We start from the raw sequence: 20,255 nt of genomic DNA, 5'->3' as shown, positions 1-20,255 counted from the left end.
CGCCGCCATGATCAAGGAATTCAGGCTCCCCGACCTCGGTGAAGGGCTGACGGAATCGGAAATCCTCAGCTGGAAAGTGGCCGTGGGCGATACGGTGGCACTGAACCAGGTCATCGCCGAAGTGGAAACCGCCAAAGCGGTGGTCGAACTGCCGTCGCCGTTCGCGGGCGTGATCACCGCCCTCCACGAAAAGCCGGGAACCGTGGTGGAGGTTGGCAAGCCGATCGTTTCGTTCGAGGTTGAGGGCGACGACGGCGGCGGCGCCGCCGGAGGTCCGGCTCAGGCGGAGACCGCCAAACGGGAACCCAACCTCGTGGGGTACGGCGCCGTCGTCGAAAGTTCCGGCCGTCCGGCACGGCGTGCCCGCACGTTTGCATCGCCGGCGGCGGCGCCCGCCAAAGCCGCGGCACAAGCGGACGCTGCTCCGGCGCCTGAGCCGGCGGCGGAACCGGCCGCCGAAACCCGGGCCCCGGTGGCCGGGCGCGTCGAGACCGCAGTCCCTGCCGAACGTCCGAGGTCCACGCCGCCGGTCCGGAAGCTGGCCAAGGACCTGGGGGTTGAGCTCACGGAGGTGGCCGGCACCGGCGCCGGCGGGCTCATCACCCGCGACGACGTGCGGAACTTTGTCGGCGGGGGAGACCTTCCGGCGGCTGCCCGCGCCCTGGCCGGAGCGGGGACCGGAACCGGCACCCCGGGAGAACGCGAAACCCGGACGCCCATCAAGGGCGTCCGCAAGCTGACCGCGGCGGCCATGGTGTCCAGTGCCTTCACGGCGCCGCACGCCACGGAATTCCTGACCATTGATGTCACTCCCACCATGGAGCTGCTGGCCCGGCTCAAGGCAAGCCGGGCTTTTGAAGGACTCAAGCTGACGCCGCTGACACTCGTCGCCAAGGCGTTGCTGATCGCCCTCCGCCGCCAGCCGTCGCTGAATTCGCGCTGGGAGGAGGCCAGCCAGGAGATCGTGCAGTTCAACTACGTGAACCTAGGCATTGCCGCGGCCACTCCCCGGGGACTGACCGTGCCGAACATTAAGGACGCGGACCGCATGTCCTTGACGGAGCTGTCCACGGCGATCACGGCCCTGACCGAGACCGCCCGCTCCGGCAAGACCAGCCCGGCCGGGCTCTCCGGCGGAACCATCTCCATCACGAACATCGGAGTCTTTGGCATCGACGCCGGCACGCCGATCCTCAACCCCGGCGAAGCTGCCATCCTCGCCATGGGTGCAGTGCGGAAAATGCCGTGGGAATACAAGGATGAGGTGGCACTCCGCCAGGTCATGACCCTGAGCCTGTCCTTCGACCACCGGCTGGTGGACGGCGAACAGGGGTCCCGCTTCCTGGCGGACATCGGGGCGATCCTCGCGGACCCGGGCATGGTCCTGGCAATGGTTTAGCCTGCGGGCTCCGGCAACTGACGCCGCAAAAACTGCCGGCCGCCTCTTCCGAAAGGAAGCGGCGGCCGGCAGCGTTCGGCTGCGGAAGGCTGCGGGTCCGGCGCCGGTCTATTCGGCAGGAACGGGTCTGGCCGTCACCAGGAGGGCGGCGAGGGCCATGCTCTCGAGCAGCGGGTGGGCCGATTCGACCGCGTCCCGCCGGCCGTGGCTGCGGACCGAATGCGGTGTGGAGTTGATGAGGCCGAACACGGCGTGGGCACGCATCCGGAGTTCGGCGGTGTCCGTGCCTGCGTGCAGGGCCTGCAGCACCTCCACCCACAGCTCCACATAGTTGCGCTGCAGGGTGCGGACCTCGGCCTGGTCGTCGTCGGAAAGGTTGCTGAAATCGCGGTCCTGGACCCGGATGACGTCAGGATTGCTCAGGGCGAAATCGACATGGAACTGAACCAGTCGGGCCAATGCGGCGGCGGGATCACCGGCGTCCGCAACCACGCGTCGCCCGCCCTCCAGCAGCTCCTGGCTCACGCTGAGCAGAAGTGCCCCGAGGACGGCCTGCTTGCCCGCGAAATGCCGGTAAACGGCCGGGCCGCTAACACCGGCGGCGGCGCCCAGGTCTTCCAGCGAAACGCGGTTGAAGCCGTTGACGGCAAAAAGCGTGGCCGCCGAGGAAAGCAACGCCTGCCGCCGGCTTTCCTTGGCCTGACTGCGCTGGGTGGCCTGGCTGCGCTGGGTTGCCAGGCCGCGCTGGGTGGCCCGGCTGCGCTCAGTGATCGGCACATTTCCTCCTTGGAACTGCAAATCCTAGCAAGGCGTGCGCGTGTTGGACATCACAGTTAATAGAGACTAACCTAAATCTCAGTTATGCGGTACTAACCGAATCGCTCAGGACGGCCCCGCCGGGTGTCCGGGAACGGAAGCAGTCAATGGAGACAATCGCCAGCCTGGTGGACACCGGCAGCGCCGGCTACGCCGCGAACCGCGAGGCCCAGCTGGGGCTGGCCCGCGAGCTGAAGGAACGCCTCGCCACGGCAGCCCTCGGCGGCCCGGAGAAGTCGCGGGAACGGCACATGGCACGCGGCAAGCTGTTGCCCCGCGAGCGCATCGACCAGCTGCTCGACGACGGCAGCCCCTTCCTCGAGATCGCGCCGCTAGCCGCCAACGGCATGTACAACGACGATTCGCCGGGTGCCGGCGTCATTGCGGGGATCGGCCTGGTCCACGGCCGCCAGGTGCTGGTCATCTCCAACGACGCCACGGTGAAGGGTGGAACCTATTATCCGATGACGGTGAAGAAGCACCTCCGCGCGCAGGAAATCGCGCTGGAGAACCGGCTGCCCTGCATCTACCTCGTGGACTCCGGCGGGGCGTTCCTGCCGAAACAGGACGAGGTCTTTCCGGACAAGGAGCACTTCGGCCGGATCTTCTTCAACCAGGCCAGGATGTCCGCGGCGAAGATCCCGCAGATCGCCTCCGTGATGGGTTCCTGCACTGCCGGCGGTGCCTACGTGCCGGCTATGAGCGACGAAACGGTGATTGTCCGCAACCAGGGCACCATCTTCCTGGGCGGTCCGCCACTGGTGAAGGCCGCGATCGGTGAGATTGTCACGGCCGAGGAACTCGGCGGCGGCGACGTGCACTCGAAAATCTCCGGCGTCACCGACCACCTGGCCGAGAACGATGAGCATGCCCTCCAGATCGTCCGGGACATCGTCTCCACCCTGCCCCGCCCGGCCGCCCCCGCCTGGGACGTTGACACCGCCGTCGAACCGGTTGCGGATCCGGAGGAGCTCTACGGCGCCGTCCCCACGGACGTCAATGCGCAGTATGACGTGCGAGAGGTGATCGCCCGGCTGGTGGACGGAAGCCGCTTCCACGAGTTCAAGAAAAACTACGGCACCACCCTGGTGACCGGCTTCGCGAAGCTGCACGGCCATCCGGTGGGCATCGTGGCGAACAATGGCGTGCTCTTCAGCGAATCGTCGCTCAAGGGTGCCCACTTCATCGAGCTCTGCGACCAGCGCGGCATCCCGCTGATCTTCCTGCAGAACCTCTCCGGCTTTATGGTCGGCAAGGACTATGAGCAGGGCGGCATCGCCAAGAACGGCGCCAAGATGGTAACCGCCGTCGCCACCGCCCGGGTGCCCAAACTGACCGTGGTGATCGGCGGTTCCTTTGGCGCCGGCAACTACTCCATGTGCGGTCGCGCCTACTCACCGCGGTTCCTCTGGATGTGGCCGGCAAGCCGGATCTCCGTGATGGGCGGCAACCAGGCCTCCAGCGTCCTCGCCACCGTGAAACGGGACCAGTACGAGGCCCGGGGCGAGGAATGGTCGGCCGCGGACGAGGAAGCCTTCAAGGCACCCATCAAGCAGCAGTACGAGGACCAGGGCAGCCCCTACTACTCCACCGCCCGCCTCTGGGACGACGGCGTGATCGACCCCGCGGACACCCGCACCGTCCTGGGACTGGCGCTCGACGTCGTCTCCCGCACCCCGCTGCCGGAGACCTCCTTCGGCCTCTTCCGGATGTGAGCCAGCTGTGACTACTCCTTCAACACCCCGGCAGACAACGCCTTCCCCGAAGCCGCTCTTCGGCACCGTGCTCGTAGCCAACCGCGGCGAGATCGCCTGCCGCGTCATCCGCACCCTGCGTGCCCTGGGCATCCGTTCGGTGGCCGTCTACAGCGACGCCGACGCCGGAGCGCGCCACGTGCGGGAAGCCGACCTTGCCGTCCGGATCGGTCCGGCGGCCGCCGCCGAGAGCTACCTCAAGATCGAGGCGATCATCCAGGCCTGCCGCGAGACCGGCGCCGAAGCCGTGCACCCGGGGTACGGCTTCCTCAGCGAGAATGTCGACTTCGCCCGCGCCCTGGAGAAAGCCGGCATCACGTTCATCGGCCCCGGCGTCGAGTCCCTCAATGTCATGGGGGACAAGATCCGGTCCAAGAACCACGTCACGGGCTACGGGGTCCCGGTGGTCCCGGGCATCGCCGAACCCGGCATGACGGACGCGCAGCTGATTGAGGCCGCGGCCGCCGTCGGCTTCCCGCTGCTGATCAAGCCTTCCGCCGGGGGCGGCGGAAAAGGCATGCACATCGTGGAACGTCCCGAGGAGCTCGAAGCCACCCTGGCTACCGCACGCCGCGTCGCAGCCAGCGCCTTCGGCGACGACACGTTGTTCCTTGAACGCCTGGTGCTGACGCCTCGGCACATCGAGGTCCAGGTGCTGGCGGACAACCACGGCAACGTCATCCACTTGGGGGAGCGCGAGTGCTCACTGCAGCGCCGCCATCAGAAGGTCATCGAGGAAGCCCCCTCGCCGCTGCTGGAATCCCTCCCCGACGGAGCCGCCGTCCGCGCCCGGATCGGCGAGGCCGCCTGCAATGCGGCCCGCAGTGTCCACTACAGCGGTGCCGGGACCGTGGAGTTCCTGGTCTCGGACAACGCCCCGGACGAATTCTTCTTCATGGAGATGAACACCCGGCTGCAGGTGGAGCACCCCGTCACCGAAATGGTCACCGGAATCGACCTCGTCGAATGGCAGGTGCGCGTCGCCGCCGGCGAGGAACTCACCGTCCGCCAGTCCGACGTCGTGCTTAACGGGCACTCGGTGGAAGCGCGGGTCTACGCCGAAATTCCCGAACGGAACTTCCTGCCGTCCACCGGCGAAGTGGTTCTGCTGGACGAGCGGGGGGAAATCTTCACTGCCATGGACGATCTGGATTCCTTGACTCCGGCTGCCGCCGATCCGGACATCCGCATCGATTCCGCCCTGCTCAGGGGACTCGAAATTTCCAGCGATTACGATCCCATGGTGTCCAAAGTGATCGCCTGGGGCCCGGACCGCGCAGCTGCGCTGGACAAACTCGACACGGCACTTTCGCGCTATACAGCGCTCGGCATCGACACCAACGTAGAGTACCTGCGCCTGCTCATCAACGACCCCGAGGTCCGCGCCGGCCGGCTCGACACCGGGCTGATCGAACGCAAAATGCCGGACTTCACCTTCCGGCGCATCGGGGATGCCGAGCTCATCGCCGCCGCCGTGCAGTTCTGGGTATTGGCGGAGGCCCCCGCCACGGTGAAATCCCCGTGGGACACCACCACCGGCTGGCGCCTTGGCGCATCCGCGCCCTGGCGGATGAGCTTCGGAACGCCCGGCGGGGGACTGGCCACCGTGGCCGTCACCTGGCTGAGCAACATGGATCTTGGCCACGCCCAGGTCCGCGTCAACGGTGGCCCCGTGCACAAGGTGATTGTCATCGGCCTGTCCGATGACAACGTCTACCTGGAGATCGACGGCGAGGAACTCCGGTTCGCACTGGGAGCCCTCTGGGCGGACTACCCGCCGCGGGGCAATCCGCAGACAGTCTTCCTCGGCAACGGGGGCTGGTCCTGCAGGCTGGAGGTGCTCACGCGCGAGGCCCGGCTTGTCCGGGTGCTGGCGGCGATCGAGCGCGAGGAGGGCGCGGCGGACCCGGCGGTGCGCTCGCCGATGCCCGGGACGGTGGTGTCCGTCTCTGTCAGCGACGGCGACCACGTGGAGGCCGGCCAGGTCCTGCTCTCGGTGGAGGCGATGAAGATGGAGCACCAACTCGTGGCACCGCTCGAGGGCACCGTCCACATCAGCGCCGCGTCCGGCGACCTGGTCAAGGCGGATCAGGTGCTTGCCACTGTCCACCCTGTTGCGCCGCCATCGGCGTCGGACGCAGCCGAGGACGCGGTGGAGGAATCCGTCATCGCCATGGGCGCGGCAGAGTAGCCGTCCCGCAGCACGGCACCCACCACAGACCAAGCAGTACGCCAACAGACCCGTTACAGAGTTAAGACAAGGAAGTCCCAACATGGCTGATTTTGAGCTCAGCGAGGAATACCAGGACCTCAGCAACACCGTCCGCGAATTCGCCGACGAAGTGGTGGCACCGGTTTCCGCAAAACACGACGAGGAACACAGCTTCCCCTACGAGGTGGTCTCCCGGATGGCGGACATGGGCCTCTTCGGCCTGCCGTTCCCGGAAGAGTTCGGCGGCATGGGCGGGGACTACTTCGCGCTGGCCCTGGCCCTGGAGCAGCTGGGCCGGGTGGACCAGTCCGTGGCCATCACGCTGGAAGCCGGCGTTTCCCTGGGCGCCATGCCCGTGTACCGCTTCGGCACCGAGGCCCAGAAGGAGGAGTGGCTCCCGTCGCTGGCGTCAGGCAAGGCGCTCGCCGGGTTCGGCCTGACGGAGCCCGAGGCCGGCTCCGACGCGGGCGGAACCAAGACCACCGCCCGGCTCGAGGGCGTTGGAGACGCAAAAACCTGGATCATCAACGGCAACAAGGAGTTCATCACCAACTCCGGCACGGACATCACCACCCTGGTCACCGTAACGGCCGTGACGGCCAAGCACGAGCGCCCGGACGGCAGCGTCAAAAAGGAAATCTCCACCATCCTGGTGCCGACCAGCACACCCGGGTTCAAAGCGGAGAAGGCCTACAACAAGGTGGGCTGGAACGCCTCGGACACCCACCCGCTCACGCTCAAGGACGTCCGCGTGCCGGAGGCGAACCTCCTCGGCCAGCAGGGCCGCGGCTACGCGAACTTCCTGTCCATCCTGGACGAGGGCCGGATCGCCATCGCCGCACTCGCCACGGGAGCGGCCCAGGGCTGCGTGGACCTGTCGGTGAAGTACGCCAAGGAGCGCAGCGCGTTCGGGCAGAACATCGGCAAGTACCAGGCCATCGCGTTCAAGATCGCCCGCATGGAAGCACGGGCACACACGGCCCGGCTGGCCTACTACGACGCCGCCGCCAGGATGCTGGCAGGCAAGCCGTTCAAGACCCAGGCGGCCATCGCTAAGATGGTCGCAGGCGAGGCAGCCATGGACAACGCGCGGGACGCCACCCAGGTGTTCGGCGGCTATGGCTTCATCAACGAATTCACCGTGGCACGCCACTACCGCGACTCCAAGATCCTTGAGGTGGGGGAGGGCACCACGGAGGTCCAGCTGATGCTGATCGCCCGCGAACTCGGCCTTTAGCTACCCCTGCAGGGAGCAGCGCGGGGAGCGAAACAGGGAACGAAACCAGGAAGGATCGATGATGATTGACAAGGTTGTTGCCAGTGCCGAGGCCGCGGTTGCCGATATCCCCGACGGCGCCTCGCTCGCCGTCGGCGGTTTTGGGCTGTGCGGCATTCCGGTGGCCCTGATCGATGCCCTCCACCAGCACGGGACCACCGGACTGGAAACCGTCAGTAACAACTGCGGCGTGGACGACTGGGGGCTGGGAATCCTGCTGAAGGACGGCAGGATCCGCCGCACCATCAGCTCCTATGTCGGGGAAAACAAGGAGTTCGCCAGGCAGTACCTCTCCGGCGAACTCGAGGTGGTGCTGACGCCGCAGGGCACGCTCGCGGAGAAGCTGCGCGCCGGCGGTGCCGGCATCCCGGCGTTCTACACGCCTGCCGGGGTGGGAACCCAGGTGTCCGACGGCGGCCTGCCGCAGAAGTACGACGCCGACGGGGCCATCGCCATCGCGTCCGCGCCCAAGGAAGTCCGCACCTTCAACGGTGCCGACTATGTGCTGGAGGAGTCGCTCACGCCGGATTTCGGCCTCGTCCACGCCTGGAAAGGCGACCGTCACGGAAACCTCGTCTTCCACGCCACGGCCATGAACTTCAACCCGCTGTGCGCCATGGCCGGGCGGATCACCATCGCCGAGGTCGAGGAACTGGTGGAGCCGGGCGAGCTGGATCCGGAGCACGTCCACGTTCCCGGCATTTTCGTCCAGCGGGTTGTCCTTGCACCCCAGGGCGAGAAGCGCATCGAAAAGCGGACGGTCGCAGTGTCCGCCGGCGGCAACCCCGTACAAGGGGCTGACCGGCGAGGGACTGACCAGCAAGCATCCGACCAGGCAGGAGCATGACCGTGGAATCGAACAGCACGCCCGAAGCACCGCCCCGCCCCGAAGCCGTACGACACGAATACCGGCCGCCCGCCGTCGGGCATCCGGAGGGGACCCTCCCCGAAACGAAAGGCTGGACGCGCAACGAACTCGCTGCCCGGGTGGCTCGCGAACTCCACAACGGACAGTACGTGAACCTCGGCATCGGAATGCCCACACTGATCCCCAACTACATTCCGGCGGGCATCGAAGTGGTGCTGCACTCGGAAAACGGCATCCTGGGCGTGGGGCCGTACCCGGGCGAGGACCAGGTGGATCCGGACCTGATCAACGCCGGCAAGGAAACCGTCACCGTCAACAAGGGAGCCGCGTTTTTCGACTCCGCAGCCTCCTTCGGCATGATCCGCGGCGGGCACGTGGACGTTGCCGTGCTCGGCGCCATGGAAGTGGCCCAGAACGGGGACCTGGCCAACTGGATGATCCCGGGAAAGATGGTCAAGGGCATGGGCGGTGCCATGGACCTGGTGTTCGGTGCCAAGAAGGTGATCGTGATGATGGAGCACGTGGACCGCAACGGCAAGCCCAAGATTGTGCAGCAGTGCACGCTGCCGCTGACCGGCAAGGGGTGCGTGGACCGGATCATCACGGACCTCGCCGTGATCGACGTCGTCACCGAAAACGGAGCCTCCCGGCTCGTGCTGCGCGAACTCGCCCCCAATGTGACTGCCGAGGAAGTCGCCGCGGCCACCGGAGCGGAACTCTTCGAAGAAGACCAGGAACTGACCGTATGACGCTGGAGCCGGATATCGCCCCCCGCGTTATCGAACAGCGGGGCCTCTACTTCGACGAGCTGGAGGAAGGCGTCACTTACGCCCACCGCCCGGGCCGGACGGTGACCGAGACGGACAACGTCCTGTTCACCACCATGACCATGAACACCCAGGCGCTGCACCTGGACGCGGCCTGGAGCGCCGGGCAGCCGTTCGGCCAGCGGCTGATGAACTCGATGTTCACCCTGGCCACCGTGGTGGGGCAGTCGGTCACGCAGCTGACCCAGGGGACCATCATCGCGCAGCTGGGACTGACGGATGTGTCGTTCCCGCATCCGCTGTACCACGGCGACACCCTGTACACGGAGACGGTCATCACCGGTAAGCGTCCGTCGGCGTCACGGCCGGGGCAGGGCATCGTGACCATGGAGCACACGGGCCGGAACCAGGACGGGACGGTGGTGGCACGTGCCTCGCGCAGTTGCCTGATGTGGACGCGGGAGGCGCACGAAGCCGCCGAAAAGAGGACAATCTAAGCATGACTTTCCTGATGGGTCCCGCCCTGCTCTTCTGTCCTGCCGACCGTCCCGAGCGCTACCAGAAAGCCGCGGAACGTTCCGACGCCGTCATCGTGGACCTCGAAGACGCCGTCGCCCCTGCCGACAAGCAGCGGGCCCGCGGCGCCATCCTGGCCCAGCTCGGTGCCACCGGCGACGTTCCGGAGCTGGATCCCAGCCGGACGATCATCCGGATCAATCCGGCCGGAACGGAGGAGTTCGAGAAGGACCTGCACTGCCTCAAGCACACCCCGTACCGCCATGTGATGCTCGCCAAGGCTGAAAACGCCGGCCAGCTCAAGGCGCTGGAGGGTTACGAGGTGATTGCGCTGTGCGAGACGGCGGCCGGAATCATCAACGCCGCCGCCATCGCCGCCGAACCCAACGTGGTGGGCCTGATGTGGGGCGCCGAGGACCTGCTCGCGTCACTGGGCGGGACCTCCAGCAGGAACGACGACGGCGGCTACCGGGCAGTGGCGCTGCACGCCAGGTCCACGGTGCTGCTCGCGGCGGGGGCCTTCGGCAAGGAAGCCATCGATGCGGTGTACGTCAACATTCCGGACCTTGAGGGGCTGGCGGCCGAATCACGCGACGCTGTCGCCTCCGGGTTCGGGTCCAAGGCCTGCATCCACCCCAGCCAGGTTGCCATCGTCCGGGGGGCCTACGCTCCCGCGGAATCGGACGTCGCGGCGGCCAAAGAGCTCCTGGAAGCTGCCGCCGCGGCCGGGAGCGGCGTGTTCCAGTTCAACGGAAAAATGATCGACGGGCCCATCCTGAGGCACGCGGAATCCACCCTGCGGCGGGCAGTCCACTAGGGAGCGCCGCCTGGAAAAGGACTGAACCAATACGGGTGCTGAACCAATACCGGTGCTGAACCAATAACAGGACTGAGCCGCGGAGAGGCCGGGAGTCAGATGACTCCCGGCCTCTCTGGCATGTTCAGCTGTATCGCTTAGCCGGCCTTCACAGCGAGAACGGGGCAGTCCGCTTCCAGGAGTATCCGCTGGGACGTGCTGCCCATGATCAGCTTGCCGACGGGCGTGCGCCGCCGCAGCCCAATCACAATCAAATCGGCCTGGTGTGCCTCCGCCGCTTCCAGGACCTCATTGGCGGCGTCGTGGCCGCGCACCGGCTGGAGGATGATGTGCTCGATCCCTTCCTTGCCGAGACGCAGGTCGATGCCCTCGATTTCGGCTTCCCCGGCATACCGCTTGTCCACCAGGGAATCGCCCCGGGAGGAATTGATGACCACCAGCTTGGACTGCGCCTTCCGTGCCTCCTTGATGGCCTGGTCAAAGGCCGCTTCGCCCTCCGGTGTTGGTACGTAGCCCACAACGATGGTCATGGTTTCTCCTTATCGTGCTGGGTGGTGTCACGGGGGACGGTGTCGTGGGGGACCGTGCTGCGGCGTGCGGCGTCGCCGTCGTCGGTGGTGTGGCGGGCCCCGGGTGCGAATGAATCCTGCTGCTGCTCCGTGTGGTCTGCAGCTGCGGGCTGGACTGCAACTGCGGGCCTGACTACAGCGGCGGGCCGGCTCCGGCGGATCAGCTTGAACAGCAGCGGCCACAGGAGAATGAGCGCCACGATGATGTAGACGGTGACGGCGATCGGCTCGCTCCAGAGGCCGGCAGGGTCGCCGGCGCTGAGCTGCAGCGTCTGGCGGAGCTGCTTTTCCAGGCGCGGTCCGAGGATGACACCGAGGATAAGCGGCAGGACGGGAAGTCCGAAGCGCCGCATCATGAAGCCCAGCGCGCCGAGCGCCAGCAGGAGCACCAGATCGAACGCCTGCAGGTTCACCGAGTAGGCGCCCAGGGTGGCGAAGAACAGGATGCCGGCGTACAGGTAGGGCCGGGGGATCTGCAGGAGCTTCGCCCACATCGGTGCCAGCGGCAGGTTGATGATCAGGAGCAGCAGGTTGCCGATGAAGAGGCTGGCGATGAGGGCCCATACCAGCGGTCCCTCGCTTTCGAACAGCTGCGGCCCGGGCTGGATGCCGTACTGCGTGAACGCTGCCAGCATCACTGCGGCCGTGGCATTGGTGGGCAGGCCCAGGGCCAGCATGGGCGTCAGCGTGCCTGCAGCTGCAGCGTTGTTGGCTGCTTCCGGACCGGCCACACCCTCGATTGCGCCTTTGCCGAACTCTTCGGGGTGTTTACTGAGGCGCTTCTCCGTGACGTAGGAGAGGAACGTGGGAATCTCGGCGCCGCCGGCGGGCAGTGCACCGAAGGGGAAGCCGAAGGCGGTGCCGCGAAGCCAGGGCTTCCAGGACCGCTTCCAGTCCTGCTTTCCCATCCACGGGCGTCCCACGGGAATGACCTGCAGGGGGTTGCGGCGGAGGTGCGCGGCAACCCAGAGTGCCTCGCCGACGGCGAAGATGGCCACTGCCACCACCACGATGTCCAGACCGTCCGCCAGGAGCGGCACGCCGAAGGTGAGCCGGGCCTGGCCGGTGACCACGTCCAGGCCCACCAGACCGATGGCGAGGCCAAGGCCCAGGGATGCGAAGCCCCGAAGCCGCGAGGAGCCCAGGACGGCGGTGACCGCCAGCAGGGCCAGGACCATGATGGCGAAGTAGCTCGGAGCGCCCAGGCTGACGGCGAAGTCCACCACGATCGGAGCACAGACTGCCAGAAGGGTGGTGCCGATGGTGCCGGCCACGAACGAGCCGATGGCCGCCGTCGCAAGTGCCTGTGCGGCCCTGCCCGCTTTCGCCATCTTGTTGCCTTCGATGGCGGTGACCACCGACGACGATTCGCCTGGCGTATTAAGCAGGATGGAGGTGGTGGAGCCGCCGTACATGCCGCCGTAGTAGATGCCGGCGAACATGATGAAGGCGCTGGTGGGTTCCAGGGCGTACGTGACCGGAAGCAGCAGTGCCACGGTCATGGCCGGGCCGAGGCCCGGGAGAACCCCGACGGCGGTACCCAGGACGACGCCGATGACGGCGTAGAGGAAATTCATGGGGGTCAGGGCGGTGGCAAAGCCGTCCATCAGGGAGGAAAAGACATCCATCAGAGAATCCCTTCCAGGAGACCGGCGGGCAGCGCAATGCCGAGGCCAAGGTAGAAACCATAAAAGGTCAGGAGGGACAGGGCTACGGAGATGAGGCCGTCACGGATGTACCTCCGGCCACCCAGTGCCCAGACGCTGCCCCAGAACAGGATGCTTCCCGAGATAACCCAGCCTGCCCAATCGATCAGCAGGATGTTGGCCACGAAGGCTCCCACCAGCGGCAGGATCGTCTTCCAGTCGGCGGGGTGGGTGAGGTCCACGTCCTCGCCGCCTTCGGCTTCGCCCTGGCCACCGCGGAGCACGTCGACGGCCAGCATGACAGAGCAGACCAGCAGCAGGCCGCCCACAATGAAGGGCAGGGTTTTTGGTCCCACGGGATCAGACTGGGAATAGGGGGTGACGATGCGGGCCGCGTCCGCGATGACCAATGCCCCGGCCGCCCCGAGCAGGAGGGCAACCCCCAGCTCGGAGCGGCCTTTGAGCCGTGAGGCCAGTGTTGGTGAGGAGCTCACGCCAAGCCAAGCTTCGTGAGGACGTCCGCCACCCGCTTGTCCTGCTCTGCCAGGAAGCTTTCGAACTCAGCGCCGGTGATGAAGGCGTCGCTCCAGCTGTTGGTCTTCAGGGCTTCTTTCCAGGCGGCCGTGCCGTGCATCTTTTCGAGCGCGCCGATCAGCTTGGCCTTGTCAGCGTCAGTGATGCCCGGAGGGGCCACGATGCCGCGCCAGTTGGTGAACACCAGGTCGATGTTGGATTCCTTCAGCGTGGGGGCATCCACGCCTTCGAGCCGCTTCTCGCCGCTGGTGGCCAGGACGCGGACAGCGCCGGATTCGATCTGCTTGAGGTACTCACCCGCACCGGAGGCCGCGAAGCCCACCTTGTTGCCCAGGATGGCCGGGAGGAGGTCTCCACCGCCGTCGTAGGACACAAAGTTGACCTTGGTGGCGTCGATGCCCAGGGCGCCGGCCAGCTGCATAGGCAGCAGGTGGTCCGGGCCGCCCGGCGAGGAGCCGCCGCCAACGCTGATGGAACCCGGGTCAGCCTTCCAGGCGGCGACCAGGTCGTCGATGGTCTTGTAGGGCGAATCCTTGCTGACCATGATGGCGCCGGGCTCTTCAATCAGCTTGGCCAGGGGAGTGGTGGCCGTCAGCTTGGACTCGGACTTGTTGGTGTAGCTCGCGCCCACCACGCCCAGGCCCATCAGCATGGTGAGGTCGCCGTTGCCCTTTTCGTTGACGATGCGTGCGAGGCCCACGGTGCCACCGGCGCCGGCGAGGTTGAAGACTTCGGGGTTCGTGGCGATTTTCTCGTCTTCGAGGACCTTGGCCGCCACGCGGGCGGTGGTGTCGTAGCCGCCACCCGCAGTGTTGGGGACCATGATCTGGAGGCCGGTCAGCGGGCCGGCAGGAGCGCCGGAGGTGGCGCCGTCGGTGGAGCTTTTTCCGGTGGCACCGCAGCCGGTGGCCATCAGGGCGATGCCGGCGGCGACGGCGGCAATACGCAATGCGCGGATCTGGCGCATGGTGTTCCTCTTCTCAGTAAAGTTCTCGGTAAAGCTGGTCAGCAAAACTGACTGGTGATTTGATGCTAGGCCCGACCGTGACGGGCATCACTCTTGTGTACGCAGAGAAAGTTAAGTTCATTGCGTTCACGTTTCCGCTGTCCCACCGGTGCTCCCTCAGGCACCTGCGAAGGAGCGGCCGTGCGCCCGCCCGCCGGAGTGCGTTGGGGTATAGTTCCGGTACCCCAACCACCAGAGGAAAGAACCACAGTGACTCGACGTAGAGGAATGTCCCTCGCGGGGCAGTACCTGGTTCTGCAGTTGCTGATTGTCTTCGCGGTCCTGGTGGCGGTGGTGGCGATCTCCCTGGCGCAGTCCGCTGCGGCCTTTGAGCGGATCGAGGGCAGGCGGGCACTGTCCGCTGCGGAGGCGCTGGGCAACAACCCCGCCGTGCGGGCCCTGCTGCCCTCCGCGGAACCACGGGCCGGGTCAGCCCTTCCGGCGGTTGCCGAGTCGGTGCGGACGGTGTCCGGATCGTCGCACGTGGCGCTCGCCAAACTGGACCGCACAGTAGTGGCATCGTCCGATCCCGGCTTGCTGGGCAAGCCGTTGGAGCTGGGCGGAAGCCGGGTGCTGGAAGGAAGGGCCTGGACCGGAGTCGTTGGCGGATCCGGTGCGGAGGCGCTGTCCGCCCACGTCCCGGTCCTGGACGACACCGGGAAAATGATCGGCATCGCCTCCATCAGCCGGAACTACCCCTCCACCTGGGAGCGGCTGGGCGACGCCGTCCCCAACCTGCTCACCTACCTGGGCGTGGCCAGCGTTCTGGGCGTTGCAGGCTCGCTGCTGCTGGCCCGCCGCGTCAAACGGCAGACCCTGGGCATGGAACCCAGTGAAATCACCGGGCTGGTGGAGAACCGGGAAGCCATGCTGCACGGCCTGAAGGAAGGCGTCGTTGCTCTCGACCCGCACGAACGCGTTACCGTGGCCAATGACAGCGCCCGCGAACTGCTTGGCCTGCCGGCAGACTGCGTAGGCAAGGTCCTTGCGGTCCTGCCGGTGGATCCGGCGCTGAAGGACGTCCTGACCCGGGAACAGCCCGGGCCGGACCAGCTGGTGCTGGTGGGAGAGCGGCTGGTGGTGCTGAACCGTGTGCCCATCCGTTCACGCGGCCGCGACATCGGTTCGGTCACCACCCTGCGCGACCGGACCGAGCTCTCGTCCCTGGAGCGGGAACTGGGCGCCACCCGGACCGCCACCGATACCCTGCGCGCGCAGGCCCATGAGTTCGCCAACCAGCTCCACGTCATTTCCGGCCTGATCCAGATCGGCGAGTACGATTCCGTGGTGCAGTTTGTTAATGGCGCCACCCTGGACAGGACCCGGCTCAACGATGAGGTGACCAGCCGCATCCAGGACCCGGCGCTTGCCGCCCTGCTGATCGCCAAGTCCAGCCTCGCCACAGAGCGGGGAGTCACCCTCCAGCTTGACCCTAAGTCCGCGCTGGAGCGGGTTGACGACGAGCTCTCCCGGGACCTGACCACCGTGGTGGGCAACCTCGTGGACAACGCACTCGACGCCGTCACCGGAGCCGCGGAGGCGTCTGTCCGGGTCCTCGTCGAGGACAGCCCGGAACAGGTGGTGGTCACGGTTCGGGACACCGGCCCGGGCATCGACGCTTCGGCCACAGAAGATATCTTCCGGCAGGGCTTCACCACAAAAAAGCCCGGGCCCGCGGGCGGCAGGGGCTTCGGCCTGGCACTCTCGCGCGTCGTGTGCCGGCGCAGCGGCGGCGAGCTTGCCGTTGCCAATGACGGCGGTGCGGTGTTTACCGCGCGACTGAAAAGGGCGCCGCTGAAACGGACGCCCACCAAGGGAAAGGTGGCCACGCCATGATCAATGTCCTGATCATCGACGATGACTTCATGGTGGCCAAAGTCCATGCCGGCTTTATCCAGCGCACGCCGGGATTCGCCGTCGTCGGCGTTGCGCACACCGGAGCCCAGGCGATGGCGGAAACCGCCCGCCTGCAGCCTGACCTGGTCCTGCTGGACATCCACCTGCCCGATATCAACGGGCTGGACCTCATGACCAAGCTGCGGGAAGCGGCGCCTGAACTGGATGTGCTGGTGATCAGTGCCGCCCGCGAGGTGGAGACGGTCCGCCGTGCGCTGCGTGGCGGGATTGTCCACTACCTGATCAAGCCGTTTTCGCAGACGGACCTGCAGGAACGCCTGGAGCATTACCGCAGCGCCTACCAGGGCCTGGACCTCGCCAAGGACGTTGCTGAGCAATCGGACGTCAACCGGGTCTTCGGGCTGGAAAGCGCCGAACGCACTGAACCGCACCTTCCCAAGGGCTGCAGCCCGGAAACCCTCAAGCGCGTGGTGGACGTGCTCAACTCCGCCGAAGCGGATCTGTCGGCGGCCGAAGTCGCCGACCTGCTGGGCACGTCCCGGGTCAGCGCCCGCCGGTACCTCGAATACCTGCACGACGAGTCCAGGGTGGAGGTGCGGCTCAAGTACGGTGCGGGCCGGCCCGAGCGGCGGTACGCGCTGAAGTCAGCGTGACCCCGGCGGGAGGGACAACGGCGGAATGGCCTCATACAGCCGGGTCCTGACCCATCGCTGTCCCGTCTCCCGGTATTCCGCCCTGCTTGCGAAACGGTACAGGTAGCTGTGGACACGCACCCAGCGGGGGCGGACGCCGTCGAACGGGTCCTTGCGCAGGAGCCGCAGCACCGCCCGATCAGCTTCCAGCAGCTTGGCCAGGAAGGCATAAAACCATTCTTCGTGGACGGTGCGCAGCGGCAGGAACCACATCAGCCAGTCCAGCCGGAGATGGTAGGGAGCCCACTGGCGCGGCAGCCGGCGGACGTCACCGGGCTTCCCGCGGAAACCGTACTCGCGCCAGTCGGAGTCGTCGTCGGGCTCGGGGTCGAGAGTGCCTTCCACCACAATCTCGATCCGCATTTTGGTCACCGTGCCGAACGCCCCGTAGGTGTTCACCAGCTGCCAGCGGTTGAAGCTGGCGTTCATGAGCTGCCGGTGCTGCAGGAGGTTCCGGGCGGGCCAGTAGCTGAGCACCAGAAGCAGCACCGTCACAGCAAGTACGACGGCGAGCCACCACACCGGGGTCTGCGCACCGCCGGCGCCCATACTGTCGGCTGAGCCGTACGTGTGCCAGTCCAGCGGGATAACGGGTAGGACAGCGTGGGCCACCGGATCGCTGACAGCGGCGAAGGCCAGCAGGATCGCCATCCAGTTCAGCCAGGCGAAGTTTCCGCTCGCCACGAGCCACAGCTGCGTGAAGATGATGATGCCCGCAGCGATCCCGGCCAGCGGCTGAGGGGCAAACAGGAAGAAGGGCACCACCAGTTGCGCGAAGTGGTTGCCGAGGACCTCCATCCGGTGCAGGGGCTTGGGGAGGAGGTGAGCCTGCCGGCTCAGCGGACCCGGCATCGGCTGGGTCTCGTGGTGGTAATACAGTGCGGTCAGGTCACGCCACTCGCTGCCCCCGCGGATCTTGATCATCCCGGCGCCGAACTCCAGCCTGAACAGCAGCCACGCGAGCAGGATCAGGATGGTCCGGGGCGGCGGGGTCTGGTCCGAGCCGAGGAAGGCCACGGTAAAGCCGGCCTCCAGCAGCAGCATCTCCCAGCCGAAACCGTAGAACGTCTGGCCCACGTTGACGATCGACATGTACAGCAGCCACAGGGCCAGGAAGGCGATCATCGGCAGCCACGGCGGTCCCAGCTGCGGAAGGCCCAGGACGAGTGTGGCCGAGATGGTCATGCCGCACCAGCAGACCCCGTGCAGCAGCCGGTCGGAGTAGCGCCATAGGAAAAGGCTGGGCCGGCGGCGGCGCCTGAAGCTGTCCAGGTAGTCGGGGACGGGAAGCAGGCCGCGCTCGCCGAGCAGCGCCGGGAACTGGTTGCGGCAGGAGAGGAACGCCACAAAGAAGATCGTGGCAATGCCGCGCTGCAGCACCTGCCGGGCGAACTCGTACTCCGGCGCGTCGAACCAAGCGGCCCACTCCACGTTGTTCACGTTACGCCTGCCGCGCACGGCGTCAATGTCCGGCGAGACAGGCATTGGCGGAGGATCGATCTGCCTCGTGCTGGACCACTCTGCCGCGGGGCTAGGATCGAACCATGTTTGCTCTGGTCCTCATCGCCGTCGTCGCCGGGGCGCTGGCCCAGCGGATTGCGGGGCTCGGCTTCGGCCTCCTGGTGTCACCGGTACTGGTGGTGCTGCTGGGACCATTTGACGGGGTGATGATCATCAACCTCTGCGGTGCGGCGTCGTCGCTGCTGATCCTGTCCAGGGTGTGGCGGCACGTCAACTGGCGGCGCTACGCCGGCCTGGCCGCGTCCGCTGTGGTGGGTGTGGCACCAGGCGCCTGGCTGGCCAGCAATGTCCCGGCGGCGCCCCTGGAAATCTGCATCGGAGTGCTGCTCATCATCGCCCTGCTCGCTTCGCACCGGCTGAACCGGAGTTCCTGGCGCGCCACGGGGCCGGTCCCCATGGTGTCATTGGGCTTTTCCAGCGGCCTCATGAACGCCGCGGCAGGCGTGGGCGGACCGGCAATCACCGCATATGCGATCGCCACGCGGTGGGACCAGAAGAGCTTCGGTGCCACCCTGCAGCCGTACTTCGTGACCACCGGCCTGACCTCGCTCGTCACCAAGTACTTCTTTTCCGGCGGACATGTTCCCGCTTTGGCCGGCTGGCAATGGCTTGGCGTGCTCGCGGCCATGCTGCTCGGTATCGTGGCAGGCGACCTGCTGTCCGGACGGGTGCGGCCTGGAGCCGTCCGCCGGATTGTTGTGGTGATCGCCTACACCGGGGCGGTGTCCACGATTGCCAAGGGCGTGGTTGAGCTGGCCTCCGGGTAGGCCGGGGGAGCGCAGGCGGGCACGCCAACGTGCGGGATACTTAACGGATGCAGCCACGCAGAATCGTTCTCCTCGGATCCACCGGTTCCATCGGCACCCAGGCGATTGACGTCGTCGACGGCGCCCCGCACCTTTTCGAGGTTGTGGCACTGAGTGCAGGCGGCGGAAACCTGGAGCTTCTTGCCCGCCAGGCCGTCCATACGAAGGCCAAGGCCGTGGGCACGGCCGGCAGGGACGCGGCCGGGCTGCAGGAAATGATCGATGAGGCCGCCCGCGCGGCCGGGATCACCGGCTACCGCCCGGAGATCATCACCGGCCCGGACGCCTCCACCCGGATTGCGGGGATCGACGCGGACGTCGTGCTCAACGGCATCACCGGTTCCATCGGACTGGCACCCACGCTGGCGGCCCTGAAGTCCGGGGCAACACTGGCGCTGGCCAACAAGGAGTCGCTGATCGTCGGCGGCGCCCTCGTGAAGGCCGCCGCCCGGGACGGCCAGATCGTGCCCGTCGATTCCGAGCATTCGGCCATCGCGCAATGCCTGCGGTCCGGGACATCTGACGAGGTGGACCGGCTCATCCTGACGGCGTCCGGAGGGCCCTTCCGCGGCAGGACCCGCGCGGAGCTTCACAACGTCTCGCCGCAGGAAGCCCTGGCGCACCCCACCTGGGACATGGGCCTGATGGTCACCACCAACTCCGCCAGCCTGGTGAACAAAGGGCTTGAAGTGATCGAGGCGCACCTGCTGTTCGACATCCCGCTGGACCGTATCGACGTGGTGGTCCACCCGCAGTCCGTGGTCCATTCCATGGTCCAGTTCGTGGACGGCTCCATCATCGCCCAGGCTTCGCCGCCGGACATGCGCCTGCCCATCGCCCTCGGGCTGGGCTGGCCGGACCGTGTCCCGAAGGCGGCCACGCCGTGCGACTGGACCCAGGCAACCAGCTGGACCTTCGAGCCGCTCGACGCCGACGCGTTCCCCGCCGTCGGGCTTGCCAAGGACGCTGCCAGGCAGGGGAGCACCTACCCCGCCGTTTTCAACGCGGCCAACGAAGAGGCCGTGATGGCCTTCCACTCAGGCCGGATCCGGTTTACCGACATTGTGGATACCATCGAAGCGGTGCTCAGCGAACACCCAGGATCCTCCGGGCTGACAGTTGAGTCCGTGCTGGATGCTGAAACGTGGGCACGAGCGCGCACCCACGAACGTTTAGCAGTGAGCAGTCTCTAGGAAGCA

The 20,255-nt window shown here is 66.8% G+C and carries 18 protein-coding genes; 12 read left to right on the top strand and 6 right to left on the bottom strand.

All coding sequences use genetic code 11. The annotated features are described in order from the left end of the window. The first annotated feature begins 7 nt into the window (after window positions 1-7). A complete protein-coding gene (locus WMN78_RS04155) occupies window positions 8-1,399 on the top strand; it encodes a dihydrolipoamide acetyltransferase family protein (protein ID WP_340532202.1) in 1,392 nt (463 codons plus the stop codon). Between the two features lie 108 nt (window positions 1,400-1,507). On the opposite strand, the gene WMN78_RS04150 is transcribed toward WMN78_RS04155, so the two are convergent. After that, window positions 1,508-2,176 carry a TetR/AcrR family transcriptional regulator gene (locus tag WMN78_RS04150; protein ID WP_425341111.1) on the bottom strand — a complete coding sequence of 223 codons (669 nt, stop codon included), beginning with the start codon at window positions 2,174-2,176 and terminating at the stop codon, window positions 1,508-1,510. 146 nt (window positions 2,177-2,322) lie between these two features. Here WMN78_RS04150 and WMN78_RS04145 point away from each other — a divergent pair, with 146 nt between their 5' ends. The 7 genes from WMN78_RS04145 to WMN78_RS04115 all read left to right on the top strand — a co-directional run bounded on the left by WMN78_RS04145 (window position 2,323) and on the right by WMN78_RS04115 (window position 10,425). Then, complete coding sequence (locus WMN78_RS04145; RefSeq protein WP_340532201.1) at window positions 2,323-3,930, top strand: carboxyl transferase domain-containing protein; 1,608 nt, start codon at window positions 2,323-2,325, stop codon at window positions 3,928-3,930. A gap of 7 nt (window positions 3,931-3,937) precedes the next feature. Continuing rightward, window positions 3,938-6,160: an acetyl/propionyl/methylcrotonyl-CoA carboxylase subunit alpha gene (locus tag WMN78_RS04140; RefSeq protein WP_340532200.1), complete on the top strand. Its 2,223-nt coding sequence runs from the start codon at window positions 3,938-3,940 to the stop codon at window positions 6,158-6,160. Window positions 6,161-6,242: 82 nt separating this feature from the next. Further along, window positions 6,243-7,418, top strand: a complete 1,176-nt coding sequence (locus tag WMN78_RS04135; RefSeq protein WP_340532199.1) for an acyl-CoA dehydrogenase family protein — start codon at window positions 6,243-6,245, stop codon at window positions 7,416-7,418. 61 nt (window positions 7,419-7,479) lie between these two features. Then, a complete protein-coding gene (locus WMN78_RS04130; RefSeq protein WP_340532257.1) occupies window positions 7,480-8,304 on the top strand; it encodes a CoA transferase subunit A in 825 nt (274 codons plus the stop codon). After that, window positions 8,301-9,074: a CoA transferase subunit B gene (locus WMN78_RS04125; RefSeq protein WP_425341110.1), complete on the top strand. Its 774-nt coding sequence runs from the start codon at window positions 8,301-8,303 to the stop codon at window positions 9,072-9,074. The genes WMN78_RS04130 and WMN78_RS04125 overlap by 4 nt, the downstream gene beginning before the upstream one ends. Then, window positions 9,071-9,589 (top strand): MaoC family dehydratase, encoded by a 519-nt coding sequence (locus tag WMN78_RS04120; RefSeq protein ID WP_340532197.1) that lies wholly within the window; start codon window positions 9,071-9,073, stop codon window positions 9,587-9,589. Before WMN78_RS04125 ends, WMN78_RS04120 begins: the two co-directional genes overlap by 4 nt. Before the next feature lie 2 nt (window positions 9,590-9,591). Next, on the top strand, window positions 9,592-10,425 hold the full coding sequence (locus WMN78_RS04115) for a CoA ester lyase (RefSeq protein ID WP_340532196.1): 834 nt from the start codon (window positions 9,592-9,594) through the stop codon (window positions 10,423-10,425). A 137-nt stretch (window positions 10,426-10,562) separates the two neighbouring features. On the opposite strand, the gene WMN78_RS04110 is transcribed toward WMN78_RS04115, so the two are convergent. Genes WMN78_RS04110 through WMN78_RS04095 form a run of 4 tightly spaced genes read right to left on the bottom strand, consistent with a single transcriptional unit; the run spans window position 10,563 to window position 14,141 of the window. Continuing rightward, window positions 10,563-10,955 carry a universal stress protein gene (locus tag WMN78_RS04110; protein WP_340532195.1) on the bottom strand — a complete coding sequence of 131 codons (393 nt, stop codon included), beginning with the start codon at window positions 10,953-10,955 and terminating at the stop codon, window positions 10,563-10,565. After that, window positions 10,952-12,622, bottom strand: coding sequence for a tripartite tricarboxylate transporter permease (locus tag WMN78_RS04105; protein WP_340532194.1), 1,671 nt, complete (start codon window positions 12,620-12,622; stop codon window positions 10,952-10,954). The genes WMN78_RS04110 and WMN78_RS04105 overlap by 4 nt, the downstream gene beginning before the upstream one ends. Further along, window positions 12,622-13,134 carry a tripartite tricarboxylate transporter TctB family protein gene (locus WMN78_RS04100; protein ID WP_340532193.1) on the bottom strand — a complete coding sequence of 171 codons (513 nt, stop codon included), beginning with the start codon at window positions 13,132-13,134 and terminating at the stop codon, window positions 12,622-12,624. Before WMN78_RS04100 ends, WMN78_RS04105 begins: the two co-directional genes overlap by 1 nt. Then, the gene (locus tag WMN78_RS04095; RefSeq protein ID WP_340532192.1) at window positions 13,131-14,141 is read right to left on the bottom strand and encodes a Bug family tripartite tricarboxylate transporter substrate binding protein; all 1,011 of its coding nucleotides are present in this window, start codon (window positions 14,139-14,141) and stop codon (window positions 13,131-13,133) included. Before WMN78_RS04095 ends, WMN78_RS04100 begins: the two co-directional genes overlap by 4 nt. 267 nt (window positions 14,142-14,408) lie before the next feature. On the opposite strand from WMN78_RS04095, the gene WMN78_RS04090 reads away from it, so the two are divergent. Further along, window positions 14,409-16,016 (top strand): sensor histidine kinase, encoded by a 1,608-nt coding sequence (locus tag WMN78_RS04090; RefSeq protein ID WP_340532256.1) that lies wholly within the window; start codon window positions 14,409-14,411, stop codon window positions 16,014-16,016. Beyond that, on the top strand, window positions 16,013-16,690 hold the full coding sequence (locus tag WMN78_RS04085) for a response regulator (RefSeq protein WP_340532191.1): 678 nt from the start codon (window positions 16,013-16,015) through the stop codon (window positions 16,688-16,690). The genes WMN78_RS04090 and WMN78_RS04085 overlap by 4 nt, the downstream gene beginning before the upstream one ends. Here the strand turns inward: WMN78_RS04085 and WMN78_RS04080 are convergent. Next, window positions 16,682-18,160, bottom strand: coding sequence for a lipase maturation factor family protein (locus tag WMN78_RS04080; protein WP_340532255.1), 1,479 nt, complete (start codon window positions 18,158-18,160; stop codon window positions 16,682-16,684). The genes WMN78_RS04085 and WMN78_RS04080 overlap by 9 nt on opposite strands. 113 nt (window positions 18,161-18,273) lie before the next feature. Here WMN78_RS04080 and WMN78_RS04075 point away from each other — a divergent pair, with 113 nt between their 5' ends. Continuing rightward, entirely contained in the window at window positions 18,274-19,017 is a 744-nt protein-coding gene (locus tag WMN78_RS04075) for a sulfite exporter TauE/SafE family protein (RefSeq protein WP_340532190.1), read from the top strand. Between the two features lie 47 nt (window positions 19,018-19,064). Next, window positions 19,065-20,249, top strand: a complete 1,185-nt coding sequence (dxr, locus tag WMN78_RS04070) for a 1-deoxy-D-xylulose-5-phosphate reductoisomerase (RefSeq protein WP_340532189.1) — start codon at window positions 19,065-19,067, stop codon at window positions 20,247-20,249. Window positions 20,250-20,255: the final 6 nt, after the last annotated feature.

Source organism: Arthrobacter oryzae (genome assembly GCF_037911235.1).
Classification (GTDB): domain Bacteria; phylum Actinomycetota; class Actinomycetes; order Actinomycetales; family Micrococcaceae; genus Arthrobacter; species Arthrobacter oryzae_E.
The sequence above is the reverse complement of the archived record's forward strand: the minus strand, read 5'-3'. Positions and strand labels throughout refer to the sequence as shown.